General features: G+C 72.8%; 10 protein-coding genes. 2 read left to right on the top strand and 8 right to left on the bottom strand.

Annotation, left to right across the window (positions count from 1 at the left end; translation table 11 throughout):
• Positions 1 to 122 precede the first annotated feature (122 nt).
• Entirely contained in the window at positions 123 to 1,628 is a 1,506-nt protein-coding gene (locus D7V80_RS37555) for an FG-GAP-like repeat-containing protein (RefSeq protein WP_158616766.1), read from the top strand.
• 18 nt (positions 1,629 to 1,646) lie between these two features.
• Here D7V80_RS37555 and D7V80_RS37550 read toward each other — a convergent pair whose 3' ends face one another.
• A complete protein-coding gene (locus D7V80_RS37550; protein WP_147447345.1) occupies positions 1,647 to 1,982 on the bottom strand; it encodes a hypothetical protein in 336 nt (111 codons plus the stop codon).
• A gap of 194 nt (positions 1,983 to 2,176) precedes the next feature.
• Between D7V80_RS37550 and D7V80_RS37545 the strand changes: the two genes are divergently transcribed.
• Positions 2,177 to 3,358, top strand: a complete 1,182-nt coding sequence (locus D7V80_RS37545) for a bifunctional methionine sulfoxide reductase B/A protein (protein WP_120592640.1) — start codon at positions 2,177 to 2,179, stop codon at positions 3,356 to 3,358.
• Between the two features lie 17 nt (positions 3,359 to 3,375).
• Here the strand turns inward: D7V80_RS37545 and D7V80_RS37540 are convergent, their stop codons facing one another.
• The 7 genes from D7V80_RS37540 to D7V80_RS37510 all read right to left on the bottom strand — a co-directional run.
• Positions 3,376 to 4,638, bottom strand: a complete 1,263-nt coding sequence (locus D7V80_RS37540) for a trans-acting enoyl reductase family protein (RefSeq protein ID WP_120592639.1) — start codon at positions 4,636 to 4,638, stop codon at positions 3,376 to 3,378.
• A 90-nt stretch (positions 4,639 to 4,728) separates the two neighbouring features.
• Positions 4,729 to 5,103 (bottom strand): DUF2256 and DUF3253 domain-containing protein, encoded by a 375-nt coding sequence (locus tag D7V80_RS37535; protein ID WP_120592638.1) that lies wholly within the window; start codon positions 5,101 to 5,103, stop codon positions 4,729 to 4,731.
• Positions 5,104 to 5,137: 34 nt separating this feature from the next.
• Entirely contained in the window at positions 5,138 to 6,436 is a 1,299-nt protein-coding gene (locus tag D7V80_RS37530; RefSeq protein WP_120592637.1) for a UDP-glucose/GDP-mannose dehydrogenase family protein, read from the bottom strand.
• 30 nt (positions 6,437 to 6,466) lie between these two features.
• Complete coding sequence (locus D7V80_RS37525; protein ID WP_120592643.1) at positions 6,467 to 7,531, bottom strand: glycosyltransferase; 1,065 nt, start codon at positions 7,529 to 7,531, stop codon at positions 6,467 to 6,469.
• A 14-nt stretch (positions 7,532 to 7,545) separates the two neighbouring features.
• The gene (locus D7V80_RS37520) at positions 7,546 to 8,646 is read right to left on the bottom strand and encodes a glycosyltransferase (protein WP_120592636.1); all 1,101 of its coding nucleotides are present in this window, start codon (positions 8,644 to 8,646) and stop codon (positions 7,546 to 7,548) included.
• Positions 8,643 to 9,782: a glycosyltransferase gene (locus tag D7V80_RS37515; protein ID WP_120592635.1), complete on the bottom strand. Its 1,140-nt coding sequence runs from the start codon at positions 9,780 to 9,782 to the stop codon at positions 8,643 to 8,645. The genes D7V80_RS37520 and D7V80_RS37515 overlap by 4 nt, the downstream gene beginning before the upstream one ends.
• Positions 9,783 to 9,805: 23 nt before the next feature.
• Positions 9,806 to 11,032, bottom strand: a 1,227-nt coding sequence (locus D7V80_RS37510; protein ID WP_370452605.1) for a glycosyltransferase family 4 protein, incomplete at its 5' end; no start/stop codon positions are given.

Genomic DNA, 11,032 nt, shown 5'->3' with positions numbered 1-11,032 from the left:
GCATGGCCCCACCCGGCCCCCCTTCTTACTTCTTCAACACCACGCGGGGATGTCACGGAAACCGCGTTCATACGGCCTTGCCGGTTCAGGGCCGTGAATCGTGAATGAAGAGGGGGATGAACATGAGACACCCACGAATGGCCCACGCGGGCTTGATGCTGTTCAGCGTCGCGGTGCTGCTCGCCATGGCGCTGCCTCGGATGGCGGCCAGCCCGACCCGGCCGCTGCTGGACACGCCTCGCGCGTCTCCCACGGGGATGGGCCCCCGCGCGGTGGCGCTGGGTGACTTCAACGAGGACGGGCGCCTGGACGTCATCACGGCCAACCACACCGCGGGCACCGTGTCCGTGCTGCGGAGCCTGGGGGACGGGACGTTCGCGCCCGGCCTGGAGCGGCCCACGGGCGCGTTGCCCGGCGCGATCGCGGTGGGAGACTTCGACGTGGATGGCCACCTGGACGTGGTCACCAGCCACTTCGGAGGCACGGTGTCCGTGCTGCTGGGGCGCGGGGATGGGACGTTCGGCGCGCGGACCGACCACTCCGTGGGCGCGGAGCCCTCGGCCGTGGACGTGGGCGATCTGGACGGCGACGGCCGCCTGGACGTGGTGACGGCCAACGCGCTCGATGACTCCGTGTCGGTGCTGCTGAACCGGGGCTCCGGACGGTTCGTGCACCAGAAGGACGTGCCCACCGGCACCAACCCGTTCGCGGTGAAGGTGGCTGACATCAACCACGACGGGATGGCGGACCTGATCACCGCGAACTTCGTGGACTCGGTGTCGGTGCTGCTCGGCAACGGGGACGGGACGTTCCGGCCGCGCATGGACTTCCCCACGGGCAACGCGCCCTACTCCGTCGCGGTGGTGGACGTGGATGACGACGGGAAGCTGGACGTGGTCACCGCGAACTTCCGGGGCCAGAGCGTGTCCGTGCTGCGCGGCACCGGCGCCGGGACGTTCCCCGCGCGCGTGGACTTCCCCGTGAAGGGCGGTCCGTACTTCGTCGCGGCCGGCGACTTCAACGGCGACGGGATGCGGGACCTCATCACCGCGAACTTCAACGAGGACACCGTGTCCCTCCTGCCCGGCCAGGGCCACGGCTCCTTCGGCGCGCCCACGCGCCTGGCCACCGGCGAAGGCCCCGCGGCGCTCGCGGTGGGCCTGCTCGACGGGGACCTGAAGCCGGACGTCGTCACCGCCAACACCCGGAGCCATGACGTGTCCGTGCTGCGGGCCGCCGCTTCCGCGGACGTGGAGGTGATGCTCACCGCCGTCCCCAGGCCGGGGGTGTCCGTGCCGCGCATCGACTACACGCTCACCGTCACGCAGCACGGGCCGGATCCGCTGAAGCGGGCCGTCATCACCGTGGCCCTGCCTCCGGGCCTCCAGGCCAGCACCCCGGACTGCCTCATGGCCGCCGGCGCGCTCCAGTGCGAGGTGGGGCCGATGGCCGTGGGAGACACCGCCCTGCTGCGCTTCAGCGCGCCGCTGCCGCGCTCCAGCGTGGGCCTGTCCTACCGCATCACCGCCACGCGGACGCTCAGCGTCCCCGCGGACCCCCACTCCGCCAACGACGCCGCCAGCCAGGACTACGTGTCCCTGGGCGGACTCGCCGCGACGTGGTGGTAGCGGCGTCCCTGGAGCGCTTCAGCGGGAGCGCTTCAGCTTGGACCACATGAGCCCGACGAAGGTGTCGGGGGCGGGCTCCGCGGACATCAGCTCTTCGTCCTCGTGACCGCGCACGGGCGGCGGCAGGGGCTTGGGGGCCACGGGGAACGGCAGGGGCTCCGCGGTGTTCAGCCCCTGCGCGTGGCGCTCCATCACCTCCGCGAAGGAGCGCCGGGGCGCGTTGCGCTCCGCCACCGGCGCGGCGCCCTCCACGCTCTGGAGGGCCCGGATGCGAAGGATGACGCTGGCGCCTTCCGCGCGCGAGATGCCCGTCACCCGCCCGATTGGACCTCGCGGTCCGCGTGCCCGGCTCATCGGCTCCCTCCCGGTCCTCGCGAAGCACGGTAGCGCCTCCGGCCCCCCGCCGGCCACTGCCCGGCCCTCCGGCGAGCCACGGGGAGGCCCGCCCGGCCGGCAGGTCATCGCGGCCCCGCTGTAACCGTCCCCCGGTGTCGCGCGTAAGGAGAGGTGGCGCCCTTCTTCCGGCGGCGCCGGAGGCTTCGCGACCCATGTCGTCCGCCCGTGCAGTGCCGTCTCCCACCCCGCGGCCGGTAGCACGCCGGCTGTGGCCCGCCTTGCTGGTGCTGGCCGCCGCGCTGAGCGCATGCACCGAGGCGCGTGGCGCTCCGCCTGGCGCGAAGCCCGCGGCCACCGCGTCCGCGCCCGTGCAGGACGGCCGCAAGTACACGAAGCCGTCCGACGCGGAGCTGAAGCGGACCCTGTCCCCCCTGGCCTACCAGGTGACGCAGCACGAGGCCACCGAGCCGCCCTTCCGCAACGCGTACTGGAACCACCACGACGAAGGGCTCTACGTCGACGTGGTCAGCGGCGAGCCGCTGTTCTCCTCGCGCGACAAGTTCGAGTCCGGCACCGGCTGGCCCAGCTTCACCCGCCCCCTGGACAAGGCCCACGTGGTGGAGAAGCGCGACAGCACCCTGGGCATGGAGCGCGTGGAGGTGCGCTCGAAGGACGGCGACTCGCACCTGGGCCACGTCTTCGAGGACGGGCCCGAGCCCACGGGCCTGCGCTACTGCATCAACTCCGCGTCGCTGCGCTTCGTCCCCGTGAACGAGCTGGCCGCGAAGGGCTATGGCGCGTGGCTGCCCGCCTTCGGCCGCGCGGCGCCTTCCGAGCCCCAGGGCGCGCTCGCCCCCGCGGCGGGCGCCGTGGTGCTGGCGAAGGCGGCGGCCCCCTCGGAGGCCACGCGCGAGACGGCGTATCTGGCGGGCGGGTGCTTCTGGGGCATGGAGGACATCCTCCGGAAGATCCCGGGCGTCATCGACACGGAGGTCGGTTACACGGGCGGCTCGAAGAAGGGCGCCACCTACGAGGACGTGCACACCGGGGAGACGGGGCACGCGGAGGCCGTGCGCATCGTCTTCAACCCGAAGCTGCTGACGTACGAGGCGCTGCTGGAGCAGTGGTTCTTCCGCATGCACGACCCGACGACGCTCAACCGCCAGGGCAACGACGTGGGCACGCAGTACCGCTCCGCCATCTTCTACCTGTCGGACGAACAGCGCCGGACGGCGGAGGCGGTGAAGGCCCGCGTGGACAAGGCCGGCAAGTGGTCCCGGCCCGTCGTCACGCAAATCACCGCCGCCGGCGAGTGGGTGCCCGCCGAGGGCTACCACCAGGACTACCTGGTGAAGAACCCCGGCGGCTACACCTGCCACTACCTGCGCGACTGAAAGAGCCCGCCACGCCCTCACGCGGCGCGGTCGTGCACCTCGAACGTCATGCCCGCCTTGCGCAGGCGCTCCACCAGCACCATGCCCATGGCGGACGCGGGGGTGAGCACGCCGCCCCGCTTGGGGATGGTGTCGAAGGCGAGGCACAGCGCGGACTCCGCGAGCATGCGCGCCGTGGCCGCGTAGCCCGGGTCGCCCTTCGACGCGACCTTGCCCTCCACCTTCACGCGCTGGCCGCTCTTGGGCGAGTGCCCCTCGCCGTAGAGCCGCACCTCGAAGAGGCCGCGCTCGCGCACGGTGGCGGACGGGCCCTCGCCCGGCGCGGGCAGCACGTGCTTCTCCAGGAGCTCCCGCACGGGGTCCACGTTGGACAGGACCATGAAGCCGCCCAGCCCCGCGGTGGTCGCCGTGGCGAGCGCCAGCCCCTTGGGCCCGGGGCCGAAGTCGGAGACCTCCGAGTAGAAGAAGTCGCGGCCCCACGGGAAGCCCAGGAGCGCGTTGGAGCGCCGCACGACGCGCGTGTTGACGGAGGCCATCACGAAGGGCGCGGTCCACGTGCCCGTGTCCGGGCTCTTCTTCACCGTGGCCAGGTCGCGCTCCTCCTTCGTGCCCCGGGAGGGCTCCGGGTCCAACGCGTGGGCGCTGGTCAGCACCTTCTTGAGGGACGGCTCCGCCTTCACCGCCGCCAGGGTGTCCATCATGCTGGCGATGGTGCCGCCGCTGAAGCCGCCGCGCATGCGCGTCAGGTGGAAGCGCACCTGGTCGCAGTGGCCGCCGTGCTTCTCCCGCATGTAGTCCTGGACCATCAGCGTGCCCAGGTCGGAGGGGATGGAGTCGAAGCCGCAGGTGTGCACGATGCGGGCGCCCGTCTCGCGCGCCCGCGCGTCGTGGGCGTCGATGGTCTTGCGCATCCACTGCACCTCGCCCGTCAGGTCGCAGTAGTCCGTGCCGGCGCGGACGCAGGCGGCGACCAGCTCGTTGCCGTAGCGGGCGTAGGGACCCACGGTGGAGATGATGACGCGCGTGCGCGCCACCATCGCGTCCAGCGAGGCCGCGTCCTTCGCGTCCGCGAGCACCACCGGCAGGTCCGCGAACTCCGGCCGCACCTTCACCAGCTCCGAGCGGACCTGCTCCAGCTTGCCTTCGTCACGCCCGGCGATGGCCCACTTCGCGCGGTGCGCGTCCTGGTTGCGAGCCAGGTACTCCGCCACCAGGCGGCCGGTGAATCCCGTGGCGCCCCACAGGATGATGTCGAACGCGGGCTTCTTGTCGTGGGCCATGAGGCGGCGCGTAGCCGGACCCTCCATGTGAGCGCAAGCGCGATTCCACCGCCCGTGGACGCCCTGTGCAGGGCGCCACATCCCGGGACGTCAGGCCCGCAGGCGCAACCGGATGGGTCCGCGCGCGGTGGACGGGTCCACCACCCTTCCCCCCTGGACGATGTCCAGCACGCCACGAGCGACGAGCCTGCGCGCCGCCTCGCGCACGGGCTCCATGAATGCGCGCCAGTCCTCGTCGCCGGACGCGCGGGCGACTTCGGAGGGGCACACGGTGGCGCCGCCTGCCCGCTGGGAGAGCAGCTCCAGGATGCGCGCCTCCCACGGGGAATCCCGCGCCCCGGTCCGCTTCCCCCGGCACGCGTCCGAGCAGTACCGCACCTGTTCCCAGTCGCGCGCCCACTTGCGGCGCCAGGTGATGGCACGGCCGCAGACGGCGCAGGGCTTGGGAGGCGGAGGGGAGGCCATGCACTCCCATCGATGCGTCCTGCCGTGCCGGGTTTCAACCCCGGCCGACGCCGAAGTAGGTGAAGCCCTCGCCGCGGGCCTGCTCCGGGTCGAAGACATTGCGGCCATCGAAGATGACCGGGCGGCGCATCAGCGACTTCAGGCGGCACAGGTCCGGATGGCGGAACTCACTCCACTCCGTGACGAGGAAGAGGCCGTCGGCGCCCTCCGCCGCGTCGTAGCAGGTGGAGGCATACGACACGCGGTCCGAGAAGCAGCGCCGCGCGGCCTCGCCCGCCACCGGATCATGGCACTGCACGCGCGCCCCTGCGTCCAGCAGCCCTTCGATGAGGTCCACGCTCGGGGCCTCGCGCATGTCGTCCGTCCTGGGCTTGAAGGCCAGCCCCCACACGGCGAAGGTGTGCCGGGACAGGTCGCCGTAGTGGCGCAGCGCCTTGGTGAGCAGGCTCTTCTTCTGCCGGGCGTTGGTGGCCTCCACCGCGCGCAGCAGGTCCAGCTTCAGCCCCACGTCCCGCGCGGTGGACATCAGCGCACGCACGTCCTTGGGGAAGCAGGAGCCGCCGTAGCCGATGCCCGGGTGCAGGAACGCGTAGCCGATGCGCTTGTCCGCGCCCACGCCCTTGCGCACCTGGTCCGCGTCCGCGCCCACCCGCTCGCAGAGCGCGGCCATGTCGTTCATGAAGGAGATGCGCGTGGCGAGCATCGCGTTGGCCGCGTACTTCGTCAGCTCCGCGGAGCGCGTGTCCATGAACAGGATGGGGTTCTCCGTGCGCACGAACGGCGCGTAGAGCTCGCCCATGACGCGGCGGGCGCGCTCGGAGCCCGTGCCGATGACGACCCGGTCCGGCTTGAGGAAGTCCTCCAGCGCGGCGCCCTCCTTGAGGAACTCCGGGTTGGAGACGACGTCGAAGTCGTGGACGGTGTTGCGCGCGATGACCTCGCGGACGCGGTCCGCCGTGCCCACCGGCACGGTGCTCTTGTCCACCACCACCGTGTAGTGCCGGAGCGCCCGGCCCACCTGCTCCGCCGCGGCGAGCACGTACTGGAGGTCGGCGCTCCCGGACTCCGCCATGGGCGTCCCCACGGCGATGAACACCACCGCCGCGCGCCCCACCGCCAGGGACAGGTCGGTGGTGAAGTGAAGCCGCCCGGCGTCGCGGTTGCGGCGCACCAGCTCCTCCAGGCCCGGCTCGTAGAGGGGCAGCACGCCGCGGTTGAGCGCGGCCACCTTCGCCTCCTCCACGTCCACGCACGTGACGTCGTGTCCGGATTCAGAGAAGCACGTGCCCGCGACCAGCCCCACGTAGCCCGTCCCGATGACGGCGATGTTCATGGCTCCCCTCCCCCTGCTTCCTCGCGCCGCTCAGCCGGACGCGGCCTCGCGCGCGTACTGCTCCAGCGTCCGCGCGCGGTGCGCCGCCGTGTGCTCGGCGAGGACCCGCGCCCGGGCCCGCTGCCCCACCGCCAGGCGCTCCGCCTCCGGCAGCTCGCGCAGGTAGCGCAGCGTCTCCCGCGCGTCGTGTGACACCAGGATTTCGACGCCCGGCGTGAAGAAGGTGTCCAGCCCCTCCCACGCGTCGCTGATGATGGGCACGCCGCACGCGGCCGCCTCGAACAGGCGCACGCTCGGCGAGTGCCCGGCGCGCACCATGTCCGCGCGGGTGACGTTCAGCGTGAAGCGCTGGGCGGTGTAGAAGGCCGCGTGCTCCGGCGGTGCCAGGTGCTGCACGCGCTCCACGTTGGGCGGCCACACCACGCCTTCGGGGTAGCTCGGGCCGGCCACGACGAAGCGGCCCTCGGGCCAGCCTCGCGCGGCGTCCAGCATCAGCCGCTCCAGCACCGGCTGCCGGTCGTCGCTGTACGTGCCCAGGTAGCCCAGGTCCCAGCGCTGCGTCCCCGCGCGCGGGCCATACAGCTCCGGGTCGCAGCTGCAGTACAGCGGCCGGGCCGCGGGCGAGCCCAGCTCCCGTTCGATGCGCTGGAGCGTGGGGCCGCCGGTGAAGGACAGGTAGAGCTGGTAGCCGGGCACCAGGTGGGGCGCGAGGTACTCGAAGTCCCCGCGAGCCAGCTTCGCCAGCGTCACCGGCGTGTCGAGGTCATAGAACGCCGTGATGCCCTTCGCCGTGCCCTGCACCCACGCGCCCACGTCCACGCCCTGCGGGACGTAGGAGCCCACCACCACGAGGTCGGCCCCTCGGACCTCGGAGGTGAAGCGCTGACGCAAGTCCTCCAGGCCCGTGTACAGCTCCGTGCGTCCGGCCCAGGTGCCGCCCGGGTCGCGGTGCGCGGCGTACCAGGGGACATCCCGCTCCAGGAAGAGCACGTCGTGCCCGCGCCGGACCAACTCCCGCACCAGCGCCCGGTAGGTGGTCGCGTGGCCGTTGCCCCAGCTGGAGGTGATGGACAGCCCCAGGATGACGATGCGCATGCGCTGGGGCTCCATCACGCCTGGCCCCCACGTGCCGGAGCCCGGTAGCCCAGCGCCGCCTCCACCTCCACCGCGCGGTGCGCGTACGTGTGCTCGGCCATCACGCGCTGGAGCGCGGCCTGCCCCAGACGGCGCGCGTCCTCCGGGGTGAGGCGGGCCACGTGCTCGGCGACCTCTTCTCCGGAGCGGGCCACCAGCACCTCGCGGCCGGGCTCCAGGAACTGCTCCACGCCCTCGAAGGCGTCGGTGATGAGGCAGGCGCCCGCGCCCGCGGCCTCGAACACGCGCGTGGCCGGTGAGAAGCCGAAGCGCGCCATGCTGTCGCGGTGGATGTTGAGCACCGCGCGCGCCGAGCAGTTCAACGCGTTGTGGTCCTGCGTGTAGACGTGGCCCAGGCGCACGACGTTGGCGGGCACGACGCGGTCCTCCCAGCCGCTGCCCCCCAGGAGCATGCGCGAGCGGGGCAGCGCCTCCGCCGCCCTGAGGAAGAAGGCCTCCACGCGCGCCTCGCGGTCCGGCAGCCGGTTGCCCAGGAAGGCCAGGTCCCCGGCGAAGCGCGGCTCGGGCGCCACGGGGTGGTGCGTGTCCGGATCCAACGCGTTGTAGATGGGCACGCACTGCTTCGCGCCCAGCTCGCGGTACGCGTTCACCACCGGAGCGCCGCCCCCGTACGTGAGGATGCCGTCATAGCGCGGGATGAGCGGGCGGAAGAGGTCATGGGCGTCCTTCGCCACGCGCTCCAGCGTGGCGGGCGCGTCCACGTCCCAGAACACCACCTGCGTGCCGGAGCGGCGCAGCTCCAGCACCCGCGCCTCCAGGTACGCGTCGAAGGTGCCCACGCCGCTGGCCTTCACCACCACGTCCGCGCCGAAGGCGTCATCCAGGCATTCATCCAGCGAGCCGCGGTCGTTGGAGTAGACGACGACGCGGGCCCAGTCCGGGTCCTGGAGGTCGCGGTGCTCCTGCCGGCCGTAGGCGTCCGGTTCGTAGAAGGTGACCCGGTGACCGCGCGCGTGCAGGGCGCGGATGAGGCCCCGGTAGTAGGTGGCCGCGCCGTTCCAGTAGGCGGACACCAGGCTCGAACCAAAGAAGGCGATGCGCAGGCCGTGGCTCATGCGAGGACCCTTTCGGAGGACAGCGGGTGGAGCATGTCGCGGGGCATCCCCAGCGCCTGGCAGATGTCCAGGAGCGCCTCCACGCGGTGCGCGCAGGTGTGCCGCGACAGGACCGTGCGCAGGCCGGCCTCCGCGAAGGCGTGCCGCATCTCCCGGTCCGCGATGAGCGCGGACAGGTGGCGCCGCATCTGGGCGCCGTCGCGGGCGACGAGGTAGTCCTTCCCCGCGGTGAAGAGCCCCTCCGTGTCCTCCCAGGGGGCGGACACCAGCGGAATGCCGCACGCCAGCGCCTCGAAGGGGCGGATGGTGGGGATGCCGGGCAGCTGGGTGGCGTAGGGCCGCCGGGGGATGTGCACGGTGACGCGCGCCTGGGAGAAGGCCAGCGGCACGCGGTGGTTGGGCAGCCAGCCGGCGTACTCGATGCCGGCGTCGAAGAGGGCCCGCAGGGCGGGGGCCGGGTAGCGCACGCCGTGCACCCGCGCCGTCAGGCCCAGGGTGTGCACCGGCTCCAGGAGGAACGCCTCCAGCTCCTTCGTGCGCTCGTCGTCACCCCAGTTGCCAATCCAGACCAGGTCGCGCACCTCGCGGTTGCGCGGGTGCGGGTGGAACACGCGCACGTCGGCGGCCTCGTGCCAGGTCCACGCGCGCTTCGCCCAGCCCCGCTCCAGGTAGAGGTCCCGGAGCACGTCGCCAAAGGCGAGCACGCCGTCGTACTGGGACAGGTCCTGGCGGGCCATCACGTCGGGCGCGCTCACGCCCCGGTGGTGGGTGTCGTGGAAGAGGAGGCGGAAGCGGCCACCGTCGCGGCGGTGCTCCCCGATGCGGCGCACCAGGTCCGGCCGGGTCCACTCGTGCACCAGCACCAGGTCCGCGCCGTCGAGCACGGCCTCCAGGTCCAGCGCGTCGGGCGGGTAACGCTCCGGGCGCACGTGCGGATAGAAGGCGCGGACTTCGTTGAGCACGGCCATGCCGTGGGGCTCCTCCTGGAGGTTCTGGAAGCTCCACGCGTCCGCGGGTTCCAGCGCGCGCACGGAGTGGCCGCGCGCGGACAGCTCCGTCACCACGCCGCGCAGGAAGTGGGCGTTGCCGTGGTTCCAGTCCGACAGCAGGGAGTGGCAGAAGAGGATGACACGCATGGGTGGGCAGGCTCCTCGGTTCGTCAGGACACACGGCGCTCGGGCCGGACGAGGCCCGCGTAGAGCTCCAGGTACGCCTCCGCCATCCGGCCGGGCGTGAAGGTGAGCGCGCGCTGACGGCCCCGCGCGGCCAGGGCCTCGCGCTCGCTGGAAGGGTTCATGAGCAGGCGCAGGGTCCGCGCCAGGGCCCGGGGGTCGTCCGGCGGCACGAAGCGCGCGGCGTCTCCCCACACTTCGCGCAGGCTGGGGATGTCCCCCAGCACCAGCGCGCATCCGGCGAGCGCGGCCTCCAGCGCGGACAGGCCGAAGGGCTCGTAGCGCGCGGGCAGCGCGTACACGGACGCGCGCGCCATCCAGTCCGCGAGCACGGGAGGCGGAAGGTGCCCCAGGGGCCGGGTGCTCCGCGTCGTGGCGCGCTCGCCGCCTCCGGGGGGCGCGGCGTCTCCGGCGACGTAGACGGGAAAGGGCAGCTGTGGCGCGGCGGCCTCCAGCGCGGCCAGGTTCTTCGCCTCGTCCCACAGCCGTCCCGCCGCGAGCACGAAGCGCTCCTTCACGGCGGGCACGAAGTCCTGTGCGTCCCGCGCGTTGGGGATGACCCGCGCGGAAGGAAACGCACCAGTGCACCGGGAAGCGCCGTCGACCTGAGGGGACGCGACGTCCTTGTGACCGCTCGCGCGCGAAGGGGGAAGCACGCCGTAGTGCCGCCGGATGGCCTCGAGCATGGCCCGCGTGGGCGCCACCACGACGGAGGCCGCGTGGAGTCCCTTCGCCACCTCGTCGCGATAGCGCGCGTAGCGGGCCGGCGCGGGCTCGTGCTTCACCGCCTCCCACCAGGAGAGGACGCACGAGTGCGCCACCACCAGGACCGGCGCGCGGAAGGGCCATGCGCCATGGCAGTAGCCGTTGAGGTGCACGACCTCCGGCGACAGCCGGGCCTCCAGCTCCAGCAGCCACTCGCCAGCGGCGCGCACGTCGTCCCAGGGCGCGTCCATCCACTCCAGCCCCCAGGTGCTCTCGTGCACCGTGAGCCCGGGCAGCGCTCGGGCCTCCCGCCACTGAGCCGGGGACAGGGGCGCGCCCATCGTGGCCAGCTCCACGCCCACGCCGCGGGAGCAGAGCTGGCGGCACAGCTCCAGCGCGTAGGACCAGACGCCGCCCACCGTGTCGGCGGTCATCAACACCCGGCGCACGGGCGGTGGCCGCGCGGGCTCAGGGCTGGACGTCGACGGCTTCAAGCGTCTCCCCCCGCC

It is taken from the genome of Corallococcus sp. CA054B (assembly GCF_003611625.1).
In the GTDB taxonomy this organism is placed as follows: domain Bacteria; phylum Myxococcota; class Myxococcia; order Myxococcales; family Myxococcaceae; genus Corallococcus; species Corallococcus coralloides.
Note: the sequence above shows the minus strand (reverse complement) of the source record. Positions and strands in the feature narration are given on the sequence as shown.

Bases quoted from the DNA above. Each gene is read 5' to 3' on its own strand.
- D7V80_RS37555 (WP_158616766.1), top strand. From the start codon at position 123: ATGAGACACCCACGAATGGCCCACGCGGGCTTGATGCTGTTCAGCGTC.
- D7V80_RS37550 (WP_147447345.1), bottom strand. From the start codon at position 1,982: ATGAGCCGGGCACGCGGACCGCGAGGTCCAATCGGGCGGGTGACGGGC.
- D7V80_RS37545 (WP_120592640.1), top strand. From the start codon at position 2,177: ATGTCGTCCGCCCGTGCAGTGCCGTCTCCCACCCCGCGGCCGGTAGCA.
- D7V80_RS37540 (WP_120592639.1), bottom strand. From the start codon at position 4,638: ATGGCCCACGACAAGAAGCCCGCGTTCGACATCATCCTGTGGGGCGCC.
- D7V80_RS37535 (WP_120592638.1), bottom strand. From the start codon at position 5,103: ATGGCCTCCCCTCCGCCTCCCAAGCCCTGCGCCGTCTGCGGCCGTGCC.
- D7V80_RS37530 (WP_120592637.1), bottom strand. From the start codon at position 6,436: ATGAACATCGCCGTCATCGGGACGGGCTACGTGGGGCTGGTCGCGGGC.
- D7V80_RS37525 (WP_120592643.1), bottom strand. From the start codon at position 7,531: ATGCGCATCGTCATCCTGGGGCTGTCCATCACCTCCAGCTGGGGCAAC.
- D7V80_RS37520 (WP_120592636.1), bottom strand. From the start codon at position 8,646: ATGAGCCACGGCCTGCGCATCGCCTTCTTTGGTTCGAGCCTGGTGTCC.
- D7V80_RS37515 (WP_120592635.1), bottom strand. From the start codon at position 9,782: ATGCGTGTCATCCTCTTCTGCCACTCCCTGCTGTCGGACTGGAACCAC.